The organism is Anaerosalibacter bizertensis (assembly GCF_009696605.1).
GTDB classification, from domain to species: Bacteria; Bacillota; Clostridia; order Tissierellales; family Sporanaerobacteraceae; genus Anaerosalibacter; species Anaerosalibacter bizertensis.
Genome location: NZ_VULR01000009.1, coordinates 1 through 26034, shown reverse-complemented (window position 1 = coordinate 26034; position 26034 = coordinate 1). Strand labels below are relative to the sequence as shown.

Genomic DNA, 26034 nt, shown 5'->3' with positions numbered 1-26034 from the left:
TTTTTGCTCCTTCCTTACTCATATCTTATATTATATTTCTTTCTCTAAAACTTAAGTACCTATTATCTCCTATAATAATGTGATCTAATACCTTGATTCCAATTATATTCCCAGCTTCGATCAATCTATTCGTTATATTTATATCTTCCCTACTTGGAGTAGGGTCGCCGCTAGGATGATTATGGATAAGTATAATAGAATTGGCAGTTCTTCTTATAGCTATATTAAATACTTCCCTTGGATGGACTATAGAAGAATTTAAGTTTCCTATTGAAATTTCTTCTATAGCTATTATGTGGTTTTTTGTATCTAATATAGCGATTCTAAAGTGCTCTTTTTTTAAATACCTCATTTCTTCCATTATTAGACCTACAATATCTACAGGAGAAGTTACTTTAACTTTGTCTTCTCCACCTTGAGCAGCAATCCTTTTTCCAAGCTCAATAGCAGAAATTATTTGAGCAGCTTTACATTTCCCTATTCCTTTCACAGAAGTTAATTCTTCAAAAGAAGCCTCAGACAAAAATCCTATACCTCTTTTATCTATGCTTATTAATCTTTGAGCTAATTCTATGGCTGTATCACTCCTACTTCCTGTCCTAATTATTACTGCAATAAGTTCTGCATTTGACAAGGATTTAGCTCCATATTTGTATAATTTTTCTCTAGGTCGTTCATTTAACGGCATATCTTTAATAGTATAATCCCTATTTTCCTTTAAAACATCCCCCATAAATTTCACCTACCTATTTAAATATCTTAATTACAGTAGGCTAACATTAAAATGTTTTTCTAGAAGTGTATCTAATTTTGTAATAGGCAATCCTACTACATTAGAATAACATCCTACGATTTTTTCTACAAGTACTTCTCCTAACCCTTGAACAGCATATGCACCTGCTTTATCTTTATATTCTTCAGTTTCTATATATTTTTTTATTTTTTCATCTGTTAAATATCTAAAAGTTACAGCGGTTTTTTCATATTCAATTATCTTTAAATTTGTATTTGCCTTTATAATAGCTAGCCCTGTAATAACAAAATGTTCCCTGTTGTTTAAGGTTTTGAGCATAGAAAAAGCTTCCTGCTCATCTTTAGGTTTCCCTAGTATATTTTCATCCAAACACACTAAAGTATCTGCACCTATGATTATTTCTCCATTTTTAAATTTTTTTGACACATTATAGGCTTTCTCATAAGCTAAAGACATTGCTACTTCTTCTGGATTTTCATTTGAATTTATTTGTTCTGAAATATTGCTAGATACTATTAGAGGTTGAATTTTATACTTAAGCAATAGCTCTTTTCTTCTAGGAGAAGAAGAGGCTAGTACTATCTTTTTCATAATATCACCTATATTTTATTTATTTCACATCTTGGTTGAAAATTTTTTTTTAAGTTTTTACTTATAAATATAGAAGCTAGTCCTGTAAAATATCCTGTAAAAAGACTAATTAAAAGTAATATTGGTAAATAAGAAAATATCTTGAAATTATTCATTATTAGACTTGCAACTAAAACTTGGGCAGTATTATGTGCTACAGCACCAAAGATGCTTACTCCTATAAGACTGAAAAATTTCGAAAAATATAAATATACTATAAACATAGCTATTGAACTAAAAACAGTACCAGTTAAACTATAAAATAAACTTGATACGCTTCCAGTTACTAAAGTAAATAACAAACTTTTCAATATGCCTACAATTAAAGCTTCTTTAAAGCCAAATACTACTAGGGTAACTAATATTACCATATTTGACAATCCTAACTTTGCCCCAGGAGCTATAAAGGGTACAGGCATAAATGATTCAATTATGCTAAGAGCAAGTCCTAACGAAACTAACAAAGATAAAAATATCATTCTTTTTAACTTTTCCATTTTAACACACTCTCTTTAATGACTAATATAATCTATATCTTCATCCTTAGTTTTTCCTTTAATTTCAATAACTAATTTATTTGGTAAACAAACTATTACTTCTCCTGGACTCTCAATATAGCCTTGTTTGACATCTAGCTGATCAGGGCAGTCAGCCTCAATGACTCTTACTTTACCATCTCCTATTTCTATTAAATTATAACCAAGTTCAGTCTTTATAGGAATCTTTTTTCCTATTACTTCTGGTCCAAAAGTTATTTTTTTATAGTCTTTACCATCAACTTGGATTAGAATATATTTTTCGTCATAATTTGTCGCCTCTTTCTTTACATACCATAAAGAGAATAAACTTATTATTATAATAGAAATTATTAAACATTTATCCCCTTTTGTCAATATAAACACCCTTTTTTATCGATTTTTAGTAATAAATACACATATTAAGTTTACCACTTATATTTTTTATTTACAAGTTACATTTTTATAAAATTTTTTCCATAAAAAAAAGGGTCATATTAAAGACCCTTTTCTGCTACCTTTTCATCTTTTTTAGGTTTTTTCAACAATGACCAAATAGCACCTGTTGGACACTTTTGAGCACATAGTCCACAATTTATACATTTTTCATAATCAATATGGGCTAATTTATCATCAAATTGCATAGCTTTTGGATCAGTTGGACAAGTTCTAACACACATCTGACATCCAATACATCCTACAGTACAATTGTCCTTAACAGGTTTTCCGAAATCATGACTCTTACATTTTACTACTACTTTTTGTTTATATGGAACTAATTCAATGATACCTTTTGGACATACATTTATACATTGTCCACAAGAAGTACATTTTTCTGGATCTATTACAGCAACTCCATCTACTATTTCTATTGCTCCAAATTGACATACATCTTTACAAGTTCCATATCCTAAACATCCATATTGACAACCTTTATCTCCACCTGCAACTACATTAGCAGCCTTACAATCTTGAATTCCAACATATTCATATTTCTTAATAGCATTACAACTATTTCCTTGACAGAGCACCTTTGCCACCATCTTTTCACTTTCTCCTGCTCCTACGCCTAAAATCTCTCCAACTTTTTCAGCTACAGGAGCGCCACCAACTTTACATCCATTTACAGGTGCATCTCCTTTTGCTACTGCATTAGCAAATCCTTCACAGCCAGGATAACCACAAGCTCCACAGTTTGCACCTGGCAATGCTTTTGTTATTTTTTCAACTTTTGGATCAACTTCTACTGCAAAAGCTTTAGAAGCAAGGGATAATGCTATACCAAATAATAGCCCTAAACCGCCCAATACTAATAATGGGTATAATATTGTACTCATTTCTCCACCTCCTATACAAGTCCACTAAATCCCAAGAACGCTATAGCCATAAGTCCTGATGTAATAAGTGTAATTGGAAATCCTTCTAATGATTTTGGAACATCTGCTAACTCTAATTGTTCCCTTATTCCTGCCATTAACACTAGTGCTAATGTGAAACCAATGGAAGCTCCTATAGCATTTACAATAGTTTGAATTAAATTATATCCTTCTTGAATATTAAGTATTGCAACACCAAGTACAACACAGTTTGTAGTTATAAGTGGTAAATATACGCCTAATGCATTATAAAGAGTAGGACTTGTCTTTTTCATAACCATTTCAACAAATTGAACCAATGTAGCAATAACTAAAATAAACACAATGGTTTGAAGATAGCCTAGATTTAACGTGTCTAAAATTCCCTTTTGAATAAAATAAGTTATAATAGATGACAATGTGATAACAAAAGTTACCGCAACACCCATTCCAAAAGCCGTATCAGTTTTTTTAGAAACCCCTAAGAAAGGACATATTCCTAAAAATCTAGCAAAAACAAAGTTATTAACGAATATAGTGCTGATTAATATGGTAAACAGTGACATTTAGTTTCCCTCCTTTACAATTACGCTTCAACAGCAGACTTTGTTTCCTCTGCAGCCTTCTTCTCTTCATTATTCATTCTAACTTTATTAAATATACCTATAAGGATTCCTAAAATAATAAATGCTCCTGGTGGCATTATAGCTATTAGTGCTGGTTGGTAAGACGCACTCATTATTTGATGATCAAATAATGTACCTGCACCTAATAACTCTCTAATGCTTGCTAATATAACTAATGCTAGAGTAAATCCTAACCCCATTCCTAAACCGTCAACAATTGCAGGAATAGGTTTATTTTTAGAAGCAAAAGATTCAGCTCTTGCAAATATAAGACAGTTAACAACTATCAGTGGAATAAATAATCCTAAAGCACTATATAGTGCTGGGGTATATGCTTTCATAAGCATTTCAATTAAAGTTACAAATGTTGCAATTACAACTATAAATGAAGGAATACGAATTTTATCTGGTATTACATTTCTAATAAGTGATATAACTAAGTTTGAGCCTACCAATACTCCTGTTACAGCTAATCCCATAGCTAATCCGTTCTTTGCGGAAGTAGTTACAGCTAAGGTAGAACACATTCCTACTAACTGTACAAATATTGGATTTTCTTTAATTAAACCATTACGAAAGGTTTCAGACAGCTTCAATTTTTACACCTCCAAAGAATAAAATAATTATTTAGAAAGCTGTGAATTGTATATTTCCCTTGCTAAATTAACTCCATCTGCAACAGCATTTGATGTGATTGTTGCACTAGTTATAGCTTGAACCTCATTTTCATTAGCTGGAGATTCTTTAACTATTACCAATTCATTGTCTGTAGTGATACCTTTAAATCTTTCTTGGAATTCAGGTTGGTCTGCATTAGCTCCAAGACCTGGTGTTTCAGAATGTGATAATACCTTCATTCCAGTTATTTGTCCTTCAACAGATATACCTGTTATAACCTCTATATCTCCACCAAATCCGCCTATTATAGTCTTTAAAGTATATCCTTTCACTTCTCCACTTCCATCTTTTCCTTCATATATTTCTGTAACTTCTTCATTGGAATTATTTATTTCTTTAAACTTAACTTCATCTAAAGGTTCAAATTTTTCAACGTCAGGTAAAACTTCTTTTCTAGCCTCATCATTAGCTATTCTATCAGCTTCTTCAATTTTAGCTGATGTAGCGTTATTTGAAACTGCTAAAACAAAAGCAGATATTGCAGTAATTAATAATAAAATCAATCCTAATTTTAATGTTTCATTCATTTACTTCACCTCCCCAAATACTTTAGGACTAGTAAATCTTTCAATAAGTGGTGTAGCAACATTCATTAGAAGTATGGAGTAAGAAACACCTTCTGGATATCCACCCTTCACCCTAATAATTGCTGTTAAAAGTCCTGCTCCTATACCAAATATTATTTGTCCTAATGGTGTTACTGGTGAAGAAGCATAATCTGTTGCCATATAAAAAGCTCCTAATATTAATCCTCCTGCAAATATATGATAAGGTATTTGCGCTGAATCAGTACCTAAAAGTAACAATACAATAACTGTAGTTCCTATATAAGTGAATGGTATTCTCCAATTTATAACTCCTCTAATTAATAAATAAGCAGCTCCTATTAATAATAATAGTGCCGATGTCTCTCCTATACATCCTCCAATATTTCCTAAAAACATTTCTTTAAGTGCTGGCAATGTATTTCCCGCTTCTGCTACAGTTGCTGAAGCAGCAGCATCTGAAACTCCATATTTCATAATTGATAGTGGAGTAGCTGATGTAGCTCCATCTACTGCTCCTGGAGCTATGAAATTTGACATAAGTGTTGGCCATGAAGATAAAAGCATAGCTCTTGCAGCTAATGCTGGATTCATAAAGTTTTCTCCTAGACCACCAAAAAGTTGTTTTACTACTATAACAGCAAAAGCAGAACCAATTACTGGTAGCCACCAAGGTGCAGTTGCAGGTAAATTAAATGCTAAAAGAATTCCTGTAACTACTGCACTAAGATCATTAACAGTAACTTCTTTTTTAAATGCTTTTTGAATTATAGCTTCAAAAACTACTGATGATATAATAGAGATTAAAATAAGTTTAAAAGCATTGAAACCGAAAAAATATATACTACCAATCATTGCAGGTGTTAAGGCAATAATTACATCTAACATTATTCTTTTGACAGTCTCTTCTGACCTAATATGGGGAGAAGAAGACGCAATCAAAGTGTTATCCATTGCTAATTCCTCCTATCTTTTACTTTGCTTTTTTCTTATTTGCAATAACTTCTCTTTTTGCAATTCTAATAGATTCAACTAGTGGTCTCTTAGCTGGACATATAAATGAACAGGAACCACATTCAATACAGTCTAAAACATGAAACTCTTCTGCTCTATCATATCTTCTATTTAATGAGAATTTACTTAAATACAATGGTTGAAGATTAACTGGACATACTTCTAAACATTTTCCACATTTTATACATGGTTGTATTGGTTCTGGTTTTGCTTCTTCTTCTGATAAAACCAATATTCCAGAAGTACCTTTTATAACTGGAACCTCTATGCTATATTGAGAAAGACCCATCATAGGTCCACCCATAACTATTTTTCCTGGAGTTCCATTAAAACCTCCACATTGTTCTATAACATCTTTAAATGGTGTTCCTATTTTAACAATTAAATTTTGAGGTTCTTTAATTCCCTTACCTGTAATAGTAGCTATTCTTTCAAATAAAGGTTTTCCCTCTTCTACAGCTTCTGCAATTGCATTAGCAGTTCCTACATTATCAACAACTACTCCTACATCCATTGGAAGTCCACCTGAAGGTACTTCTCTTCCTGTTACTGCATTTATTATACGTTTTTCATCTCCTTGAGGGAATTTAGCTTTTAGTGAAACTACCTCAATATTAGACTCATTTTTAACAACTTCTCTTAAAGCTTTCAAAGCATCAGGTTTATTATTTTCCACTGCAATAAAACCTTTGTCTACTCCTACAGCTTTCATTATAGCTTTAAGACCTAAAACTACCTTTTGTGGTCTTTCAACCATAAGTCTATGGTCTGCAGTCAAATAAGGTTCACATTCTGCTCCATTGAGTATGATTGTATCAATCTTTTTCTCTGGTGGAGGTGACAGTTTTACATGGGTTGGAAAACCTGCTCCTCCCATTCCGGTAATACCTGCTTCTTTAATGATTTCTAAAACTTCTTTTTGACTCAATGATTCTAAATCTCCTTTAGGCTTTACACTTTCATGTAATTCACCCTTACCATCTGACTCAATAAAAATACAGTTAACTGTCATTCCTGTAGGTGATGCCATAGGAGCAATCTTCTTAACAGTACCTGATACACTTGAATGTACTGGTGCAGATACAAAAGCTTCTGCCTGTCCAATTTTTTGCCCTACTTTTACAGTTTCACCAACCTTTACTAATGGCTGACAAGGTGCGCCTATATGTTGCTGTAAAGGTATGATAACCATTTCAGGTTCTTTTGCTCTCTTAAGAGGAATTCTTTCTGTCAAATCTTTATGATGAGGAACATGAACTCCTCCTTTAAAAGTCAAATTTTCTAGATTCATCTTTTCCACCTCTTTATCTTTATTGTTTAAAGCTTATTTATTTTATCATATAAAAAGACCCAATTTTAAAATATGGGTCATAAATATTCAATTAATTTTATTATAACATTTATATCATTGATTGTATATAAATTATCATATAAAATGTCTTAAAAAGTCATTCTTTGTCTATAAAGTAACATATTGCTCTATATATGTACAGCATTTCCTGTAAAATAGGCATCCTGAATTATAATAATTTCAATACTATTATACACATGCAACTAGAAAATGTCCATTATGATATAATTTTTTTCAAGAAAAATTGTTATTTTATTTGAATTGAGACTAAAATACTATGACTTTTATTTAGTATGAAAACTCAATTGTATAGGATCATTAGGATAAATAAAATTAGATACTGTTAAACCAAGTAATCTTACTTTTTTATCAAAACTAAATTTATTCTTTAATAAAGAACTACTAACATTATAAATAGCCAAATAGTCATCTGTAGGTATATATAATGTACTACTTCTAGTTTCTGTTGAAAAATCTTCATATTTTATTTTCACAGTTATAGTTTTAGTTAGATATCCTTTTAATTCTAACTTATGAGAAAGATTTAAAGAATATTCTTTTAGTTTATGGTCTAAAATTTCTACATTTGATATATCTTCTTTAAAAGTTTCTTCTTCTCCAATAGACTGAGTGGTAATATCTATTTCCACCGGCCTATTGTCTATACCTTTGGAAAAATAAGAAAGCTCTCTTCCCTTTTTACCAAACCTATCTACTAATACTTTTATATCATAGTCTTGTAAATCTCCTATAGTATAGATTCCCATTCTGTTAAGCTCTTTTTCTGTTTTTGGACCTACCCCCCATAATTTTCTAATAGGAAGAGGTTTTAAAAACTCCATAGCTTCTTCTTGCCTTATAACAGTAAATCCATCTGGTTTTTCTAAATCAGAAGCTAGTTTAGCTAAAAATTTGTTTACAGATATTCCTATAGAAGCTGTAAGGTTTAATTCATTTTTTATGTCTCTTTTTATATTTTTAGCTATAAAAAAAGGATTTTTTCCAGTTACATCTATAAATGCTTCATCTATTGATATAGGTTCTATAATTCTGCTATATCTTTTAAATATATTATGAACTTCTATAGAGACCTCTTTATACTTGGCCATATTTACTGGAAGAAATATACCTTCCGGACATAATTTCTTTGCTTTATATATAGCCATAGCAGAATGAACTCCATATTTTCTTGCTTCATAGGAAGCTGTAGTAACTACTCCTCTGTTTTTTAAACTACCTCCTACTATTATAGGCTTTCCTTTAAGGCTAGGATTGTCTCTTTCTTCTACAGAAGCATAGAAAGCATCCATATCTACATGGATAATACTTCTATTATTCATTATAAAACACACCTTAAAATTATATTTTTAAATAAAAATAAAAATCATATACAGCTGTATATGATTCTGGTGCAGGAGAAGGGATTTGAACCCTCAAGAGCTTCGCTCACTACCCCCTCAAGATAGCGTGTCTGCCAATTCCACCACTCCTGCTTTTTATAATATATTTTCTATATAATATTATACATATTTATTTAAATATATCAACTGTTATTTTACCTAATACCATTGTTCAGAACTATTAAATATATTATAAAATTAACTATACTATATATTGTTTCTTATAATTTTCTACATGTTTTTAAGATAATCTTTAAATGTTTTTTTAAATGTATTAATATTCTTATCTAATAAGTTTTCTTCTAGATTGTCATTTTCAAATGTGCCACTGTATATTTTTTTATACTTTTCATAATTATCCAAAACTTTCTCAACATAATCACTGGTTTCCTTAAAAGGAATATGTTTTAAACTTTTTCCATCTTCACTATATCTACTATCTGCAAGCCATTTATTTACATTCCCACTTCCACCATTATATGCAGCTAAAACAAGGGGAAGCTTACCATCAAACTCTTCATCTAATACATTTAAATACCAACAGCCAATCATTATATTGATTTCTGGATCATAAAGATGTTCTAAGGTGAAATCTTTTAAATTTAATTCTTTAGCAGCCCAATTTCCAGTTGTCGAAGAAACTTGCATAAGGCCTCTGGCATCTTTTTCAGAACGAGCATCTTTTTCAAAATTACTTTCTACATTGATAATAGCTGCCACCAGATAAGGATCAATATTATATTTTTGAGAATATACATGTATATACTTTTTATAATCCATTGGGTATATAATTTTAATTGATAATTTAAATCCCATAAAAAGAATAACCCCAATTAAGATAATTAAAAGAACTTTTTTGATTATTTTATTAAATACACCTGCCAAAATTATCCCTCCGATATCATTCAAATCTGTTTATAATATTGTTTACCGTGTTTTTTAGTTCTTTTATATTTCTATTATTATCTATAATCCTATCTGCATATTTCTTTTTAATTTTCATGGGTAACTGAGATCTAATTCTTTTTTCAGCCTCCTCATAGGTAAAATTATCTCTTTGTATTAACCTTTCTATCTGTTTCTCTTCATCTGTATAAACTAACCATATTTCATCAATATCAATATTGTACTTTTTAAATAAATCTAATTCTTCAATTAAAAGAGGGACATCTAAAAAAACAATCCTTTGATTTTCACAATAACTTAATATTAAGTTGCTAATCTCTTGAAATACTCTAGGATGAACAATGGAATTTAATTTTTTTCTTTTTCCTTCATCATTAAATACAATACTTCCTAATTTTGCCCTATCTATAGTTAAATCTTTGTTCAAAATTTCCACACCAAATTCTTTTACAATTTGTTTATATGCAGGATAACCTACCTCAACTACTTTTCTGGCTATCTTATCAGCATCTATTACCTTATAACCTTTTTCAATTAAAAAATTTGTTACTGTACTTTTTCCTGTAGCAATTCCTCCAGTTAGGCCTATAATTTTACAATTATTTTGTTTCATACCAACTTTCCCCCATCTTTATATCTACTTTTAATGGTACATTTAGTTCAACAGAACTCTCCATTATCTGCCTTAATATATTTTCTACTTCTTCTTTTTCATCTTCATGGGCCTCTATTATTAATTCGTCATGTACTTGGAGTATAAGTTTAGATTTCATATTCCTTTTTTTAAGCTCTTTATAAACCCTAACCATAGCAATCTTTATAATATCAGCAGCACTACCTTGAATAGGTGTATTCATAGCAACTCTTTCACCAAAAGATCGTACTACATAATTTCTTGATTTTAACTCTGGAAGATATCTTCTCCTATTTAATATAGTCTCTACATATCCATCTCTTTTTCCTACTTCAATTATATTATCCATATATTCTTTTACTTTTTCATAATTTTTTAAATAATTATCTATATATTTTTTAGCTTCTTTTCTAGAAATATCTAAATCTCTAGATAAACCATAGTCACTAATTCCATAAACTATTCCAAAGTTTACAGCTTTTGCTCTACTTCTCATAAGAGGAGTTACCTCTTCTTTTTCTACTTCAAATACCTCGCTTGCTGTTTTTGTATGAATATCTTCATTGTGATAAAAAGCTTCTTTTAATTTAGGATCATCAGATATATGGGCTAATACCCTTAACTCAATTTGAGAATAATCTCCATCTACTAAAACATAGTTTTCATTTTCAGAAACAAAAGCTTTCCTAATCTTCCTTCCCTCTTCAGTCTTTACAGGTATATTTTGAAGATTTGGTTCAGTGCTACTGATCCTACCAGTGTTAGTAACTGTTTGATTAAAACTTGAATGTATTCTATTAGTTTCATCATCTACTAGATTAATAAGTCCATCAATATAAGTAGATTTAAGTTTTACAATCTGTCTATATTTTAATATTTTATCTATAATAGGATGTTTATCTTTTAATTTATCTAGTACCTCTGCATTTGTAGAGTATCCTGTTTTAGTTTTTTTAATAACTGGTAGGTCTAGATCATCAAAAAGTACTTCTCCTAACTGTTTAGGTGAATTCACGTTGAATTCTCTACCTGCCAAATCATATATTTCAATAGTAAGGTTATTTATTTTATCATCAAACTCTTTTCCTAATTCATTTATTATATCCATATCTATTTTGAACCCTAAATATTCCATACTAGCTAAAACTTCTATTAAAGGCAACTCGATGTCATAATAAAGTTTCTCCATACCTTGACTTTTAACTATACCTTTTATTTGATTTTCTAACATAAATGTTAAATCTAATATTTTAGAAAAATATTCTACTCTTTTCTCTAGTTCTAATGATTTAAAAGTCTTTTTATTTTTCCCTTTCCCTAAAAGCTCTTCTTCGCTTTCTATAAAAATATCAAAATACTCTTTTGCCAATTCATGTATACTATAGTCTGTTTGAGAAGGATTGATTAAATATTGACCTATCATACTATCAAAGCTTATATCTGAAATATTTATATCTAACCTAAAAAGCCCTATAATATCCTCCTTTATATTATGCCCTATCTTTTCAATATCTTCTGATTCAAATATTTCTTTAAAACTATCTTTAAAGCTATCTAATATATTATTATTTTCACAATTTATATAATATGAGCTAGATTCTTTTGGTTTTATACAAATACCTATTATTTCATCTTTAAGTGGATTTGGACCAGAATATATAATTTTGAATCCAAATTTTTTATCTTTTTTTATATTATTAATTATATTGTTAAATTCTTTATTATTATTCACTAAGACAAATTCAGACTTAAACTCTTCTCTTGAGTCTTTAATCTTATCTTTTGGAATTTTATCTAATAGTGACTTGAATTCTAGTTTTTCGTAAAGTTCTTTCAACTTTTCCCAATTAGGTTCTTTAACTATAAATTTCTCCATATCTAATTCTATAGGAACATTTGTTACTATTTCTCCTAGTTTTTTACTCATAAAAGCCTGCTGTCTATATTCAATAAGGGACTCTTTTCTCTTTTTACCACTTACTTTTTCAATATTTTCGTAAATATTTTCCATAGAACCAAATTCTTTTATTAGTTTTAATCCAGTCTTCTCTCCTATACCTGGAACTCCTGGTATATTATCTGATTGGTCTCCCATAAGACCCTTTAAGTCTATAAACTGTTCTGGTTTAATTCCGTATTTATCCATTATGATCTTATTATCAAATACTTCTAATTCGGTAATTCCCTTCTTTGTAACTAACACTTTAGATTTTTCAGAAGCCAACTGTAAATAATCCCTGTCTCCTGTAACCAGTATTACTTCTAATCCTTTTTCTTCTCCAAATTTAGCTATTGTACCAGCAATATCATCTGCTTCATAGCCCTCTATTTCTATTTGATTTATATTCATAGCTGATAGCACTTCTTTTAAAATTGGAAACTGCAATGAAAGTTCATTAGGTGATTTTTGTCTATTAGCTTTATAAAGATCATATTCTAAATGTCTAAAGGTAGGAGCTTTTTTATCAAAAGCTACAGATATATAGTCAGGTTCATATTCTTCTGTAATTTTATAAAGCATAGTCAAGAAACCATATACTCCATTTGTATATATTCCATCTTTTGTTGATAACAGAGGAAGGGCATAAAAACCTCTATGTAATAAGCTGCTTCCATCTATAATCATAAGACGATTGTTTTTCAAAAATATCAACTCCCTAAAATATAATACATCATCTTTTTCATATATTAAGTATATATGAAAAGCTTATTATAGTAAATAAATATAATAAATAACTTGATTTTTATTATATTTTATGATAATATGTTTTTTGTAACAAATTAAGCCGAAGTGGTGGAACTGGCAGACGCGCTGGACTCAAAATCCTGTGGTAGCAATACCGTGCGGGTTCGATTCCCGCCTTCGGCACCAAACAAAAGCCCATAATCATTGAAACCTTTAAAAATACAGGTTTTAAGATTATGGGTTTTCTTGTGATAACACAACCAAAAAAATATAAAGATAATGAAATCCATTCTACTTTGTCTTACATCTAAAAAAATTTTTTAAGTCTTTCTTTATCTTACCTTCTGTGCCATTGGATCAGATATAGTTTCATACATACCCATTGCCGTCATAGTAATTAATACTGAATTTATTATTGTTATAAGTATACCTTGGATACCTTCTCCACTTTTCGCAAAAACAAATGTTAAAATCAAAGAAATAATAAATGTATAAATTCTAACAGCTCCATCTGGAAATACCTTTTTTATTAAAGGTTTTGTAAATTGGACTATTATAGATACTCCAGCTACTAGCCCTGCAAAGGTACTCAACGTCTCAGGCGTCATAAAATCATCATACATAAATATCACCCCTTCATAATAAGATGGTTAAGGAATATCTTCTACTATTTATATGCAAAAATATATGCTCATATTATAAAATAAAAAAACTTGTAGCTTTTATAAAAGCTACAAGTTTTTTTATTTTATAATTTTTTCTGTATCTTTTGTATGCAAATATTTATCAATAAGGAAAATTAACCCTAAAGCTATAACGCCTAGAAGTAACTCTACCGTTGTTGAGGAGCTTACAAGCATTTTTCTTGAAACAGCATACAACATAACTTCTAATACACTACCTGGATTATGCTTAATAAGCATCATTGCTAATTCAAGGCCTACCACCAGTAAAAGTACATGGGAAAGAAGACCTTGAAGAACGGTATAGGAATCTAAAGCTTCTGTTATAAATACTTTATATATTAGTGATATTATATCTTTGCAACTTAAAATAACTGCTCCCAATATAAATAAAGCAAGAACTAATTCTAACCACATGATTATATTAGTTATAATATTCTCTATTTTTTTAAACTTTTTTTTACCATCTAGCCCCATCATATCATCCTCTCATTATTTGCTTATCAACATGTTTACATCCATAAGCTTTTGTTGTAGCTCTAAAAGATCATTTTTCAGTTTATCATAATCTTGTTTTAAAAATTTCGGATCTATTAGCTCATCTGTCCTATATATAATAGATTCAAACTGATCATAAACATCTTGCAATTCACTCTTTATATCTTCTTTTTGTTTAATAGGTTCTAATACATCTCCAGTACTACTTTGAACTAAACTTTCTCTTATTTGAAATACATCACCTATATTTGGTGTAATAACTTCAATATTAAATTCTTTTTTTATCAAATTTGCAAACACTTTTGAAGATTCTTCTTCTCCATGGACTACAAATACTTTCTTGGGTTTCTTTTCAAATCGCTCTACCCAATTAAGTAAAACCTTTTGATCTGCATGGCCTGAAAAACCTTCAAGATCATGTATTTCTGCTTCTATTACTATATCTTCTCCTAAGATTTTAGTCTTTTTAATCCCATCTAATATTTTTCTTCCAAGAGTTCCTTCTGCTTGATACCCTACAAAAACTACACTATTTCTCCCTTGCCATAAATTATGTTTTAAATGATGACGTACTCTTCCTCCTGTACACATTCCACTTGATGAAATAATTACCTTGGGAAAAGTATAATGGTTAAGTCTCATAGACTCTTCTTGGCTTTTTATATAAAATAAATTTTCAAATTGGAATGGGTTATCCCCATTTAAAATAAGTTGTTTTGTCTTTTCATCAAAGCAATTAGAGTTAGACTTAAAGGCTTCCGTAGCCATAACAGCCATAGGACTATCTATATATATAGGTATTTTCATGAATTCTTCTATACTTTTTTCATATTCATAATATCTATTTAGCTCATATATAAGTTCCTGAGTTCTTCCTACTGCAAAGGATGGAATTACAACAGTTCCACCTCTTAAGACAGTTTCATTTATTATATTTACTAGGTTTTCAGTGCTTTCTTTAATATCCTCATGAACTCTATTTCCATAAGTAGACTCTATTATTAAATAATCTGCCGAATCAATAAATTCTGGATCATTAATAATAGGTCTTCCTGGCATACCTAAATCTCCTGAAAATACTAATTTTGTGAATTCTTTTTTCTCCTTTATCCATAATTCAATGATAGAAGAACCTAATATATGTCCTGCATCCTTAAATCTTACTATTAAATCTTCATTTATTCTAATTATTTGATCGTATAAATAGGTTTCAAAATATTTTAAACTTAGTTCCGCATCTTCTATAGAATAAAGGGGTGATATAGGAGGTTTCCCTGCTCTTCTTCTTTTTCTATTTTCCCATTCTACATCTGATTGTTGAATATTTGCACTATCAATAAGCATTATCTTACATAGATCATAGGTAGCTTTGGTTGTAATAATTCTTCCTTTGAATCCCTCTTTTACAAGCTTAGGTATTCTTCCACTATGGTCTATATGAGCATGGCTTAAAATTAAAAAATCTATATCTCCAGGATTATAATCAAATTCCTCGTAATTTAACTTCTCTAAATGTTCACTGCCTTGAAACATACCACAGTCTAGAAGTATTTTATGTTTATCGGTAGTAATTAAAATATTAGAACCTGTTACTACTTTTGCAGCACCTAAAAATTTAATCTCCATTTAAAATTACCTCCTCTAAAATAATTTCCTCCCTACTTATAGTATACCTGTTTTATTCTATGAAAAGTATACTTTTTCCTGTAATATATATAAAATAAAAAACCCTGGAAAATTCCAAGGTTTATTTAAAGCTTACACTATTTTTTAAATAATCATTTACATTCATATTTTCTAATACTGCTTTTTTTGCTTTGACCATATCTGATAAATCTCCAAATAATATAACTCCTGTAATCTTATCATTATTTGTAAACAATTTATGATGTATTCCATTTTCACCTTTATGTTCATAAACTTTATCAAATTCTTTTACATTACCTGCTGAAAATAAAGAAATATCACCAATTCTTAAAGTAGTAAAAGGTGTTGGGGATATGTATTCCTTAATATTTTCTGTCATATTTCCTCCTACTATTTTTCCTTGCTCATTACCTGCAGTCCAAAGGCCTAATACTGCATTCTCTACTTCTGCTACATCTCCAGCTGCATAAACATTATCTATATTAGTTCTCAAATATTTATCTACTATTATTCCCCTATTACATTTTATCTTTGTATCTCTAACTAAATCCAAATTTGGTCTTACACCTGATGAAACTAGGACAGCATCTGTTGAAACTTGTCTATCTCCATCTAATTTTATACCTGTTGCTATGTTTTGACCTAATATCTCTTCTGCACTACAACCTAAATACAGATTGAATCCAAGATCTCTCAATTTAGCTTCTAATTTTCTAGATATTTCTTCATCTAATTGTTTTGAAAGTAGGTAAGGTGAATGCTCTATAATATTTACTTTTTTATCTAATTGCTTTACAGAATAAGCCGCTTCGATACCTAAAAGTCCTCCACCAATAACTGTAACATTTTCACAACTTGAAAAGTAATTTTGAATATATCTTAAATCTTTAAGGGTTCTTAAAGCAAATACTCCTTTTTTATATTTACCCGTTATTGGAGGTATAAATGGCCTGCTTCCTGTAGCTAATAATAGTTTGCCATATTCTATTTCTTTTCCATCATCTAATTTTATTTTACTATTATCTGTATCTATTTTTTCAACTATTTTATTTAAAATTACTTCAATATTTTTTTCCTTATACCATTCTTCTTTTTTAACTAAAAGTTCTTTGTCTTCAACTTTTTTGCTTATACAGTCTGTAAGCCTAACTCTATAATAAGTAAAATAAGGTTCATTTGAAATCATAGTTATACTTCCATTTTCATCATTTTTTCTAATCTGTTCTGCTGCTGATAATCCTGCAATACCATTTCCAATAATCAAATAATCAACTTTTTTTATGTTCATAACACCATCTCCTTATAAAATGTTAAATATCTAACTAGTAAACTATTACCCAATAATAGCTTTATTACACAAAATACCTCTATTTAAATAGAGGCATTTTGTTAATATTCAGCTTTTATCTCAGTCCAAATTATATCGTATTTAGTTATAAAATCTGATGGATCTTTAAAAATTTCACATCTTTCTAGATCTTCATCATTGGGATAAGCTACTTGGCTATTCTTAATATCATCTGGTAGCTTTTCTATAGCTTCCTTATTGGGGGTTGAATAGCCAACATAATCAGTATTTCTAGCAGTAATATCTGGCCTACACATAAAATCAATAAATAATTCAGCCTCTTTTTTATTTTTAGAAGACTTTGGTATTACCATATTATCAAACCAGATATTTGAACCTTCTTTAGGTATTACATATTCTAAATTTTCATTTTCTCTAATTGCTGCTGTAGCATCCCCTGACCATACTACACCTAAATTAGCTTCTCCAGCTATCATTAAATCTTTAACCTCATCTATTACATAAGTATATACTAAAGGTTTTTGTTTAATTAAGATTTCTTTTGCTTTCCTTAACTCATTTATATCTCTACTATTCATAGAATAACCTAGTTTTTTAAGTGCTACGCCTATGGAATCCCTCTGACTATCTAACATTACGATTTCATTTTTATATTTCTCATCCCATAATATATTCCAACTATCTACTTTTTCTTTTACTACCTTTTTATTATAAAGTATACCTACTGTTCCCCAGAAATAAGGAACAGAATATTGGTTTTCTGGATCAAAAGATAGATTTATAAATTTTTCATCTATATTTTTCAAATTAGGTATATTATTTTTATTAAGTGTATATAACATATCTTCTTTTATCATTCTTTCAATCATATAATCAGAAGGAAATGTCACATCATAATTACCTGCTCCAGATTTTAACTTTACATACATATCTTCATTGGTTGCAAAAGTACTATAATTTACTTTTATATTGTATTCATCTTCAAAGTCTTTAATTACAGTAGGATCAATATAATCTCCCCAGTTATATATATTTAAAACAGCTTCTTTCTTATTACAACCTGTAAATATGAAATTTATAATCATTATTAAGCATAGTAGTAATACTAATTTCCCTAATCTTCTCATATGAAATCACCTCTATGCTTTACATCTTTAGAAGTTCTCTTATTAATTATTATCAATAGTATCAATACACTTAAAAACATCAATGTTGATAATGCATTTATAACTGGATTGATCCCTCTTCTTGCCATAGAATATACAGTAATACTTAAATTTGTAACTTGAGGACCTGTAGTAAAGAAACTAATAACAAAATCATCTATTGATAAGGTAAAGGCAATTAAAGCTCCTGTAACTATTCCTGGCATTATCTCCGGTATTATAACTTTTCTTAGAGCATAAAAAGGGGTAGCTCCTAAGTCCATAGCTGCTTCTGCCAAATGTTTGTTTAATTGTTTAAGTTTAGGCAATATAGATAATATAACATAAGGTATATTAAAAGTTATATGAGCTAAAAGCATAGTTAAAAATCCAAAATCAATATTTGCAAATCTAAACAATAGCATTAAAGAAACTGCAGTTACTATATCTGGATTTAGCACAGGTAAGTAGTTTAAATTCAAAACTACTCTCTTCTTAAAAGAAGTCATATTGTGAATGCCTATAGCTGCAAAAGTGCCTATAATAGTAGATATAATTGAGGCTAGTACTGCTACTAATAAAGTATAGTAAAGAGCTGTAAGGACTTCTTCATTTTTAAAAAGTTCTATATACCATTTAAATGTAAAACCAGTCCATACTCCTCTAGATTTTGAACTATTGAAAGAAAATATCATTAATATTATAATAGGAGCATATAGAAATAAAAATATTAAAAATGTATATAACCTTTTCAATTGTTTATTTACCATAAGCTCCCCCCTTTCTTATCCTCATCAAATTTTGCCATTATTGCCATGGAAATAAGTATAAATATCATCATGACTATAGAAATAGCAGAACCAAAATTCCAATCTCCTGACCATAAGAATTGTTGTTCAACTAAATTTCCAATAAGCATATATTTTCCTCCACCTAGTAAACTAGAAATCACAAAAGTACTTACTGCCGGCATAAACACCATAGTAAATCCTGACACAACTCCAGGTATACTTAATGGCAATATTATTCTTGTGAAAACCTCTAATTTACTAGCCCCTAAATCTTCTGCCGCTTCTATCAAGCTATTATCTATTTTAATTAAAACAGAGTATATAGGTAATACCATGAAAGGTAAAAAATTATATACCATACCTAATAGTATTGCTTTATTGTTATAAATCAAGTTTAAAGGTTCAAAACCTAAGCTTTTTATAATATAATTTATAAGTCCATTTTTTCCTAATAAAGTTAACCATGCATAAGTTCTAAGTAAAAAATTCATCCACATAGGTACAACAAATAGAAGGATCATGGCATTTCTTTTTTTTACTTCTGCCTTAGATATAATCATAGCCATAGGATATCCTAATAAAAAACAAATTGCTGTTGATTGTAAGGCTAAAGTTATGGATCTTCCTAATACTTTTAAATATATAGGGCTCATAAATCTTTTGAAATTATCTAATGTAAATTGAAACTCTCCTAATCTAAACACATCTTCTGAAGTTACACTAAAAAACAATATTAACAGCAAAGGTACAATTATAAATATAGCCATCCACACTATATAAGGATATGAAGTCCATTTTAATTTCATCTATCTCACCTTCTTCATTACATGAATATTTTCTGGTAAAACAGAAAGACCTACCAAAGAGTTTACTGGCGCCATAGTAGTACTATGAACTTTCCATAAGAAATTGTCACTCTCAATTAACATTTCATAGTGAACGCCTTTGAAGGTAACTGATATAACTTTTCCCTTCAATTTTGCTTCCTCAAAATTTTCAATGATTAAATCTTCTGGTCTAATAACTACATCTATTTCTTCCTTCTTTTCAAAACCCCTATCTACACAGTCAAACATAATATTTTCGAATTCTACAACAAAATCTTCATGGATTATTCCTTCTATGATATTGCTCTCCCCTATAAATTTGGCTACAAAAGCATTCTTAGGTTCATTATATATATCAACTGGCGTACCTATTTGTTGTATTTCTCCACTATCCATTACTACTATTGTATCTGACATAGTTAACGCTTCTTCTTGATCATGGGTAACGTATATAAAAGTAATTCCTAAGCTTTTTTGTATATTTTTCAATTCCATTTGCATTTCTTTTCTTAACTTTAAATCTAATGCTCCTAAAGGTTCATCTAATAACAGTACTTTGGGTTCATTAACAAGGGCTCTTGCAATAGCTATTCTCTGCTGTTGTCCCCCACTTAGAGATTCTATAGACCTATTTTCAAATCCAGATAGATTTACCATTTTGAGTATATTCTTGACTTTTTCTTCAATAGTTTTTTTAGACAATTTCTTTATTTTTAATCCAAAAGCTATATTATCAAATACATTCATATGGGGAAAAAGAGCATATTTTTGAAAAACTGTATTTATTGGTCTTTCATAAGGTGGAATATTAATTATATTTTTACCTTCAAATATAATTTCTCCACTAGTAGGTTGTTCAAATCCTCCAATAATTCTTAAAGTAGTTGTTTTGCCACATCCACTAGGCCCTAGTAAAGTTAAAAACTCATTTTTTCTAATATAAAAATTAATATTTTTTAAAACTTCTAAATCATCATATTTTTTGTATACATTTTTTAAATCTATTATTATGTTTTTTTCCAATATAATCCCCCCTATTCTATATTAAAAACTTGGTGGTGTACTTACCCAAATAATTCTTGCAATAGTTTTTCCCCTATTAGATATATAATGGTTAGCATTTGCTTTAAAATAAAAGCTCTCACCTTTTCTTACTATATATATTTCACTACCTATATGAAGATTTATACTTCCTGAAATTACATATCCAAATTCTTCACCTTCATGAGGTGAATCTTCTTTAGTTCTTCCTTCAGCTTCTAATTCAATAAGTATTGGTTCCATTAAATTTTTTTGTGCATTTGGAACTATCCATTTTAAATTGTATCCATAGTCACTGTTTTCACTAATAAATGCATCTTCTTTAGAAAAAACTATTTTCTCATCTTCTATATCATTAAAAAAATCTTTTAAATTTGTTCCAAGACCATCCAATATATCTACTAAAGTTGCAATAGATGGAGAAGTTAAATCTCTTTCTACTTGAGATATAAATCCTTTGGTTAGTTCTGATCTATCTGCTAACTCTTCTTGAGTTAAAGAGTTTTTAATTCTTAATCTTTTTATTTTCTCTCCAATTTTCACAAATAGCCTCCTAACAATATTCCTTATATATTAAACTTTATGTTTATAATTACTAAACTTTTTTTAGCTATTTTATTATATTCAATAATATATATATAAGTCAATAGCTTTTTTTGCTTTTTAAAAATTCTTTAAACATTAAAACATCAAGATTATTGAAAAATACAAAACTTTTTATTTAATATATTAAATTTTTATATAATAAAAAAAACTAGTAATATTACTAGTTAAAAAGGTTTGTTTTTTAATTTATAACTATCATATTTATGGTATTCACATCTATAATTCTTTATATGATAGTTTGGATAAAAAGTATTACATAAATTATACTAATTTTTTATATAAATATTAATGGTTGAAAAAAGAAGGAAAGGACAGATAGATTAAAATATAAAAATATATTTTTATATTTTAATCTTTTATTTTATTAATAACCATTACAATGATAAGTATCAAAAGAGCTGTTAATACAATAGTACCTCCTGGAGCTAAATCAAAGTAAAATGATGAAATAAGCCCTAGAACTACTGAAATTATTCCAAATAAATTGGAGTATAGTAGTGCTTGTTTAAAACTTTTAGATATAAGTAAACTAGTTGCCACTGGAAGGATCATAAGTGACGATATAAGAAGCACTCCTACTGTTCTCATGGATATACCTATAGTTAAGGCTACCAATATAGAGAAAAACGTATTTATTTTTCTAACTGGTACTCCTGCCATTCTTGCACTTTCTTCATCAAAAGTTAGATAAAAAAGCCCTTTATATAAAAATAATACTGAAATAATTATAAATGAACCCAATATAGAAACTACCCATATATCTTTCTTAGTTACCAATGCAAGACTTCCAAAAAGATATGAAAATATACCACTTGTATTTCCCAAACTAATAAGTATTGAAGCAAGCCCTATACCTGCTGACAAAACTATAGAAAGTGATAGCTCTGCATATTCACTATATTCTTTTCTTAACTTTTCAACTCCTAAAACAGCTATAATAGAGAAACCTATAGCTGTATAGACTGGATAAATTCCTAACAATAGTCCAAAAGCTGCTCCTGCTAATGCTACATGAGATATTGCATCTCCTATAACAGAAAGTCTTCTTAAAACCAAAAACAAACCAATTGTAGGGGCTATAATCGCAATTATTATCCCCATTATTAAAGATCTTTGCATAAAACTGTATGAAAATATATCTAACATTCTATCACCTTAATATCTATGTCTTAGACTTTTAAATCATCATTGTATATTTCTTTTAATAAATCTTCTGATTTTATTTTATCTGAGTCATGAACATATAATTTTTTATTTCCTAAAATAAATATTTTATTTGCTCTATTTTTAATTGTACCTATATCATGTGAAACCATTGCTAATGTAATATTATAATCTTTATTAAGCTTATCCATCAAACTATAGAGTTTTTTTTGCGAGCCTATATCTATACCTACTAATGGTTCATCCATAAATAATATTTCCGGATTATTTATAAGAGACCTAGCTATGAAAACCCTTTGTTTCTGACCTCCAGATAATTTGCCTATTAAAGTATCTTTATATTCTTCCATTCCTACAATTCTTAAAACTTCATATGTTTTTTCTTTTATATTTTTATTACTTATCTTTAAAAATCCCAATTGAGAATATAAGTTAGATTCCACAATTTCCTCTACTGTAGCTGGAAATCGTGGATTAATATCCCTTACATTTTGAGATATATATCCAACCTTAGTAAAATCTTTAAAATCTTTTATATCTTCATTGAATAACCTAACTCTTCCCTTATCTGGCTTCAAGATACCAATCATAACTTTCATCAAAGTACTTTTTGCTGATCCATTTGGCCCAATAATTCCTATAAAGTCTCCTTTTTCTATATAGAAGTTTATATTGTCTAAAACTTCATTTTTCCCATAGCTAAAGCTTATGTTTTCAAACTCTACTATTTTTTCTTGCATACTAATCCACCAATGCTTTCTTTAAATTCTCCAAGTTTTTTTCCATTATAGATATATAATCTTCTCCATTATTTTCTTCTTTTTTAGTAAGTCCTTCTAATGGATTAAGAGTTAGTACTTCTAATTTGGCTTCCTCGGCTATTATATCTGCAGTCTTTGGACTAGCTAGTGTTTCTAAAAATATATATTCTAATTCCTTAGTTTTAGCAATATCTATAAGTTCTGATATAACTTTTGGACTTGGTTCCTCTTCTGGACTTATGCCTGTAACAGATATCTGTTCTATATCATATTTCTCAGTTATATAAGTAAAAGCTGAATGAGAAACTAAAATAGTATCTCTTTTCTTATCTTTTAAAACAGCTTCATATTCTTCATTTAGCTTTTGAAGTTTACTTGATAGCTCGGCATAATTTTTTTCATAAAACTCTTGATTTTTTTCATCCATTTTTACTAACGAATTTTTTATTTCCAACCCTATTTTATCCATATTTAATGGGTCCAACCATATATGTGGATCTGGTCTTCCTTCTAGTTTAACCAATTCTACAAATTCACTACTATTAATTATATCTACTTCTTTTTTATCTATAGTTTCAAGTAATTTATCTATCCAATGCTCCATATCAGCCCCATTATAAACAACTATATTTGCATTTTGAACCTCTTTTATCTGTTTCATAGAAGGCTCAAAATCATGGGGCTCTACCCCATTGGGAACTATTGAATGTATATCAATTTTATCCTTTCCTATTTCTTTTGCTAAATAGTACTGAGGATAAAAACTTGTATATACTACAAGTTTTCCATCTGTATCTTTTTTTGTAGTATTATCATTAGCGCAACCTACTAATAGAGATATAGCTATAATTAATACTATAGATATATATTTTTTCATAATATTCCTCCTAACTACCACTTTCCGCCAGCGCCTCCTCCACCAGAGGAACCACCACCACCTTTATTGTTATTATCGTCATTAAATCCTCCACTAAATCTAGCGCCCCTTAAAATACTATAGGTTAACCATCCATTAAAAAATCTAAAATCTATAAATAAAAATATTATTATACCTATGATTATTAATATCTTTGTAAGAGTATTGAATATACCAAATTCTCCAGAACTTTGATCTTCTTCATTATAATCATAGTAATAGCTCTCATTAATTTCTTCTCTTTCTAAATCTATATTATACTCTTCTTCTATAGCGTTTAATATAGAATTAAATCCTCTAAGTACTCCTTCTGAATAATTTCCTTCTTTAAAATAAGGAAAAATCTGTTCGTCTCTAATTCTTCCCACTTTTCCATCAGGTAATACCCCTTCAAGTCCATATCCTATCTCTATCCATAGTTCTCTATCCTTTGGCGATACTAAAATTAATACACCATTATCATATTCTTTACTTCCTATACCCCATTTTTCAAATAATAAATTAGCATATTCTCTAATATCTAAATCATTTAAATTTTCAACAGTGGCTATTACTACTTGGGCTCCAGTTTTCTTATATAATACTTCATTTGTTTTGACTATATAATTTTCTACTTCTTTATCTATTATATTAGATTCATCATATATATAAAAGTTGTTTGATGCCTCTGGTAAGCTGTTTTGAGCTAATACAATATTAGAAAGCAATAATATAGTTATTAATATTATGGATAAAAATATCTTTCTTTTTTTCATTTAGGTCCCCCTAATTTAAAAATTTACATCTGGTACCTGTGATTCTTCAGGACTTATTTCAAAATACTCTCTTTTTTCAAAACTAAATATTCTAGCTAAAATATTTGTAGGAAATCTTCTAATCGTTGTATTATATTTTTTAACTGCTTCATTGTATCTCCTTCGTTCTGTTGCTATTCTATTTTCTGTACCTGCTAATTCATCTTGGAGATTTAAAAAGTTCTGATTTGCTTTAAGTTCAGGATAGTTTTCTACAACTGCATACAGCTTAGTTAAAGCATTATTCAACTCTGCATTAGCTGCTCCGTATTCTTCAGGAGAACTAGCAGATTCAAATTTACTCCTTGCTTCTGTTATACCCATAAGTACTTCTTCTTCATGTTTTGCATATCCTTTTACAGTATTTACTAAGTTAGGTATCAAATCCGCCCTTCTCTTTAATACATTTTCCACCTGTGCCCATGAACTATCTACATTCTCGTCTAACGTATTAAGCTTGTTATAAGAAGTTACTAGCATAATTACTATAATAGCTATTAATGCAATAATTATTAAATTTTTTCTTTCCATTAAAAATCCTCCTCCAATAAGTATTTATAGATATATAATACTACAATGGTCTGTTTTTTTCTATGGGAATATGGATTGCTATGTATATTGTATAAAAAATGGGGCTGTTTCATAACTGATTTATCAGTTATGAAATGCCTCTTTTTTTATGTTCAAGTTAACAACTGAAGTACCTAAGTTTCTATAAATTCAAATATATTTTTCTTAGTCTAATTTTAGGTATAGCA

At 29.0% G+C, this 26034-nt stretch carries 28 protein-coding genes and 2 tRNA genes; 1 reads left to right on the top strand and 29 read right to left on the bottom strand.

The features are described from left to right. Window positions 1-25 precede the first annotated feature (25 nt). From radC to polA, 15 genes are all read right to left on the bottom strand, one after another. Window positions 26-733 (bottom strand): RadC family protein, encoded by a 708-nt coding sequence (gene radC / locus FYJ27_RS07640; protein WP_154484261.1) that lies wholly within the window; start codon window positions 731-733, stop codon window positions 26-28. A 30-nt stretch (window positions 734-763) separates the two neighbouring features. Beyond that, window positions 764-1345, bottom strand: coding sequence for a nucleoside triphosphate pyrophosphatase (locus FYJ27_RS07635; protein ID WP_154484260.1), 582 nt, complete (start codon window positions 1343-1345; stop codon window positions 764-766). 8 nt (window positions 1346-1353) lie between these two features. Continuing rightward, window positions 1354-1881, bottom strand: a complete 528-nt coding sequence (locus FYJ27_RS07630; RefSeq protein ID WP_154484259.1) for a Gx transporter family protein — start codon at window positions 1879-1881, stop codon at window positions 1354-1356. Between the two features lie 15 nt (window positions 1882-1896). Next, a complete protein-coding gene (locus tag FYJ27_RS07625; RefSeq protein ID WP_237915378.1) occupies window positions 1897-2286 on the bottom strand; it encodes a NusG domain II-containing protein in 390 nt (129 codons plus the stop codon). A gap of 110 nt (window positions 2287-2396) precedes the next feature. Then, window positions 2397-3236 (bottom strand): RnfABCDGE type electron transport complex subunit B, encoded by an 840-nt coding sequence (gene rnfB / locus FYJ27_RS07620; RefSeq protein WP_154484257.1) that lies wholly within the window; start codon window positions 3234-3236, stop codon window positions 2397-2399. Between the two features lie 11 nt (window positions 3237-3247). Further along, the gene (gene rsxA / locus FYJ27_RS07615; RefSeq protein WP_154484256.1) at window positions 3248-3820 is read right to left on the bottom strand and encodes an electron transport complex subunit RsxA; all 573 of its coding nucleotides are present in this window, start codon (window positions 3818-3820) and stop codon (window positions 3248-3250) included. Window positions 3821-3840: 20 nt separating this feature from the next. Beyond that, window positions 3841-4476, bottom strand: a complete 636-nt coding sequence (gene rsxE, locus FYJ27_RS07610) for an electron transport complex subunit RsxE (protein WP_154484255.1) — start codon at window positions 4474-4476, stop codon at window positions 3841-3843. Window positions 4477-4503: 27 nt separating this feature from the next. After that, window positions 4504-5085 carry an RnfABCDGE type electron transport complex subunit G gene (locus FYJ27_RS07605; RefSeq protein WP_154484254.1) on the bottom strand — a complete coding sequence of 194 codons (582 nt, stop codon included), beginning with the start codon at window positions 5083-5085 and terminating at the stop codon, window positions 4504-4506. Beyond that, a complete protein-coding gene (locus tag FYJ27_RS07600) occupies window positions 5086-6057 on the bottom strand; it encodes an RnfABCDGE type electron transport complex subunit D (protein ID WP_154484253.1) in 972 nt (323 codons plus the stop codon). 19 nt (window positions 6058-6076) lie between these two features. Beyond that, window positions 6077-7408, bottom strand: a complete 1332-nt coding sequence (gene rsxC, locus FYJ27_RS07595; RefSeq protein ID WP_154484252.1) for an electron transport complex subunit RsxC — start codon at window positions 7406-7408, stop codon at window positions 6077-6079. Between the two features lie 344 nt (window positions 7409-7752). Next, window positions 7753-8808 carry a DNA polymerase IV gene (gene dinB, locus FYJ27_RS07590; protein WP_154484251.1) on the bottom strand — a complete coding sequence of 352 codons (1056 nt, stop codon included), beginning with the start codon at window positions 8806-8808 and terminating at the stop codon, window positions 7753-7755. A gap of 67 nt (window positions 8809-8875) precedes the next feature. Further along, window positions 8876-8961 (bottom strand) — tRNA-Leu (locus tag FYJ27_RS07585). A 138-nt stretch (window positions 8962-9099) separates the two neighbouring features. Beyond that, entirely contained in the window at window positions 9100-9753 is a 654-nt protein-coding gene (locus FYJ27_RS07580; RefSeq protein ID WP_229775504.1) for a lytic transglycosylase domain-containing protein, read from the bottom strand. A gap of 16 nt (window positions 9754-9769) precedes the next feature. Continuing rightward, window positions 9770-10387, bottom strand: a complete 618-nt coding sequence (coaE, locus tag FYJ27_RS07575; RefSeq protein ID WP_154484250.1) for a dephospho-CoA kinase — start codon at window positions 10385-10387, stop codon at window positions 9770-9772. Further along, window positions 10374-13052, bottom strand: coding sequence for a DNA polymerase I (gene polA, locus FYJ27_RS07570; RefSeq protein ID WP_154484249.1), 2679 nt, complete (start codon window positions 13050-13052; stop codon window positions 10374-10376). The genes coaE and polA overlap by 14 nt, the downstream gene beginning before the upstream one ends. 141 nt (window positions 13053-13193) lie before the next feature. Between polA and FYJ27_RS07565 the strand changes: the two genes are divergently transcribed. Then, window positions 13194-13280 (top strand) — tRNA-Leu (locus FYJ27_RS07565). A gap of 146 nt (window positions 13281-13426) precedes the next feature. On the opposite strand, the gene FYJ27_RS07560 is transcribed toward FYJ27_RS07565, so the two are convergent. The 14 genes from FYJ27_RS07560 to FYJ27_RS07495 all read right to left on the bottom strand — a co-directional run bounded on the left by FYJ27_RS07560 (window position 13427) and on the right by FYJ27_RS07495 (window position 25807). Beyond that, on the bottom strand, window positions 13427-13717 hold the full coding sequence (locus FYJ27_RS07560; RefSeq protein WP_154484248.1) for a hypothetical protein: 291 nt from the start codon (window positions 13715-13717) through the stop codon (window positions 13427-13429). A gap of 120 nt (window positions 13718-13837) precedes the next feature. Next, window positions 13838-14254: a hypothetical protein gene (locus tag FYJ27_RS07555; RefSeq protein ID WP_154484247.1), complete on the bottom strand. Its 417-nt coding sequence runs from the start codon at window positions 14252-14254 to the stop codon at window positions 13838-13840. A 15-nt stretch (window positions 14255-14269) separates the two neighbouring features. Then, on the bottom strand, window positions 14270-15901 hold the full coding sequence (locus FYJ27_RS07550) for an MBL fold metallo-hydrolase RNA specificity domain-containing protein (RefSeq protein ID WP_154484246.1): 1632 nt from the start codon (window positions 15899-15901) through the stop codon (window positions 14270-14272). A gap of 121 nt (window positions 15902-16022) precedes the next feature. Further along, window positions 16023-17210: an NAD(P)/FAD-dependent oxidoreductase gene (locus FYJ27_RS07545; protein ID WP_154484245.1), complete on the bottom strand. Its 1188-nt coding sequence runs from the start codon at window positions 17208-17210 to the stop codon at window positions 16023-16025. A gap of 101 nt (window positions 17211-17311) precedes the next feature. Next, window positions 17312-18358: an ABC transporter substrate-binding protein gene (locus FYJ27_RS07540; protein ID WP_154484244.1), complete on the bottom strand. Its 1047-nt coding sequence runs from the start codon at window positions 18356-18358 to the stop codon at window positions 17312-17314. Next, on the bottom strand, window positions 18355-19146 hold the full coding sequence (locus FYJ27_RS07535; RefSeq protein ID WP_154484243.1) for an ABC transporter permease: 792 nt from the start codon (window positions 19144-19146) through the stop codon (window positions 18355-18357). Before FYJ27_RS07535 ends, FYJ27_RS07540 begins: the two co-directional genes overlap by 4 nt. Then, window positions 19140-19973: an ABC transporter permease gene (locus FYJ27_RS07530; RefSeq protein WP_154484242.1), complete on the bottom strand. Its 834-nt coding sequence runs from the start codon at window positions 19971-19973 to the stop codon at window positions 19140-19142. The genes FYJ27_RS07535 and FYJ27_RS07530 overlap by 7 nt, the downstream gene beginning before the upstream one ends. Continuing rightward, complete coding sequence (potA, locus tag FYJ27_RS07525) at window positions 19974-21017, bottom strand: spermidine/putrescine ABC transporter ATP-binding protein (RefSeq protein ID WP_154484241.1); 1044 nt, start codon at window positions 21015-21017, stop codon at window positions 19974-19976. 21 nt (window positions 21018-21038) lie between these two features. Further along, window positions 21039-21578, bottom strand: a complete 540-nt coding sequence (locus FYJ27_RS07520; RefSeq protein ID WP_216385820.1) for a helix-turn-helix domain-containing protein — start codon at window positions 21576-21578, stop codon at window positions 21039-21041. Between the two features lie 411 nt (window positions 21579-21989). Beyond that, complete coding sequence (locus FYJ27_RS07515; RefSeq protein WP_154484240.1) at window positions 21990-22787, bottom strand: metal ABC transporter permease; 798 nt, start codon at window positions 22785-22787, stop codon at window positions 21990-21992. A 23-nt stretch (window positions 22788-22810) separates the two neighbouring features. Next, on the bottom strand, window positions 22811-23545 hold the full coding sequence (locus tag FYJ27_RS07510; protein ID WP_154484239.1) for a metal ABC transporter ATP-binding protein: 735 nt from the start codon (window positions 23543-23545) through the stop codon (window positions 22811-22813). Between the two features lies 1 nt (window position 23546). Continuing rightward, window positions 23547-24443 (bottom strand): metal ABC transporter substrate-binding protein, encoded by an 897-nt coding sequence (locus tag FYJ27_RS07505; protein ID WP_154484238.1) that lies wholly within the window; start codon window positions 24441-24443, stop codon window positions 23547-23549. Between the two features lie 14 nt (window positions 24444-24457). Further along, complete coding sequence (locus FYJ27_RS07500; protein WP_154484237.1) at window positions 24458-25237, bottom strand: TPM domain-containing protein; 780 nt, start codon at window positions 25235-25237, stop codon at window positions 24458-24460. A 15-nt stretch (window positions 25238-25252) separates the two neighbouring features. After that, a complete protein-coding gene (locus FYJ27_RS07495) occupies window positions 25253-25807 on the bottom strand; it encodes a LemA family protein (RefSeq protein WP_154484236.1) in 555 nt (184 codons plus the stop codon). Window positions 25808-26034: the final 227 nt, after the last annotated feature.

Excerpts from the sequence above, each read along its gene's own strand:
- rnfB (WP_154484257.1), bottom strand. The coding sequence starts at position 3,236 with ATGAGTACAATATTATACCCATTATTAGTATTGGGCGGTTTAGGGCTA.
- FYJ27_RS07505 (WP_154484238.1), bottom strand. The coding sequence starts at position 24,443 with ATGAAAAAATATATATCTATAGTATTAATTATAGCTATATCTCTATTA.
- FYJ27_RS07530 (WP_154484242.1), bottom strand. The coding sequence starts at position 19,973 with ATGAAATTAAAATGGACTTCATATCCTTATATAGTGTGGATGGCTATA.
- FYJ27_RS07600 (WP_154484253.1), bottom strand. The coding sequence starts at position 6,057 with ATGGATAACACTTTGATTGCGTCTTCTTCTCCCCATATTAGGTCAGAA.
- FYJ27_RS07545 (WP_154484245.1), bottom strand. The coding sequence starts at position 17,210 with ATGAACATAAAAAAAGTTGATTATTTGATTATTGGAAATGGTATTGCA.
- FYJ27_RS07605 (WP_154484254.1), bottom strand. The coding sequence starts at position 5,085 with ATGAATGAAACATTAAAATTAGGATTGATTTTATTATTAATTACTGCA.
- FYJ27_RS07500 (WP_154484237.1), bottom strand. The coding sequence starts at position 25,237 with ATGAAAAAAAGAAAGATATTTTTATCCATAATATTAATAACTATATTA.
- FYJ27_RS07535 (WP_154484243.1), bottom strand. The coding sequence starts at position 19,146 with ATGGTAAATAAACAATTGAAAAGGTTATATACATTTTTAATATTTTTA.
- rsxA (WP_154484256.1), bottom strand. The coding sequence starts at position 3,820 with ATGTCACTGTTTACCATATTAATCAGCACTATATTCGTTAATAACTTT.
- FYJ27_RS07560 (WP_154484248.1), bottom strand. The coding sequence starts at position 13,717 with ATGTATGATGATTTTATGACGCCTGAGACGTTGAGTACCTTTGCAGGG.
- dinB (WP_154484251.1), bottom strand. The coding sequence starts at position 8,808 with ATGAATAATAGAAGTATTATCCATGTAGATATGGATGCTTTCTATGCT.
- FYJ27_RS07635 (WP_154484260.1), bottom strand. The coding sequence starts at position 1,345 with ATGAAAAAGATAGTACTAGCCTCTTCTTCTCCTAGAAGAAAAGAGCTA.
- radC (WP_154484261.1), bottom strand. The coding sequence starts at position 733 with ATGGGGGATGTTTTAAAGGAAAATAGGGATTATACTATTAAAGATATG.
- FYJ27_RS07550 (WP_154484246.1), bottom strand. The coding sequence starts at position 15,901 with ATGGAGATTAAATTTTTAGGTGCTGCAAAAGTAGTAACAGGTTCTAAT.
- FYJ27_RS07495 (WP_154484236.1), bottom strand. The coding sequence starts at position 25,807 with ATGGAAAGAAAAAATTTAATAATTATTGCATTAATAGCTATTATAGTA.
- coaE (WP_154484250.1), bottom strand. The coding sequence starts at position 10,387 with ATGAAACAAAATAATTGTAAAATTATAGGCCTAACTGGAGGAATTGCT.
- rsxC (WP_154484252.1), bottom strand. The coding sequence starts at position 7,408 with ATGAATCTAGAAAATTTGACTTTTAAAGGAGGAGTTCATGTTCCTCAT.
- FYJ27_RS07510 (WP_154484239.1), bottom strand. The coding sequence starts at position 23,545 with ATGCAAGAAAAAATAGTAGAGTTTGAAAACATAAGCTTTAGCTATGGG.
- FYJ27_RS07540 (WP_154484244.1), bottom strand. The coding sequence starts at position 18,358 with ATGAGAAGATTAGGGAAATTAGTATTACTACTATGCTTAATAATGATT.
- FYJ27_RS07555 (WP_154484247.1), bottom strand. The coding sequence starts at position 14,254 with ATGGGGCTAGATGGTAAAAAAAAGTTTAAAAAAATAGAGAATATTATA.
- FYJ27_RS07630 (WP_154484259.1), bottom strand. The coding sequence starts at position 1,881 with ATGGAAAAGTTAAAAAGAATGATATTTTTATCTTTGTTAGTTTCGTTA.
- FYJ27_RS07515 (WP_154484240.1), bottom strand. The coding sequence starts at position 22,787 with ATGTTAGATATATTTTCATACAGTTTTATGCAAAGATCTTTAATAATG.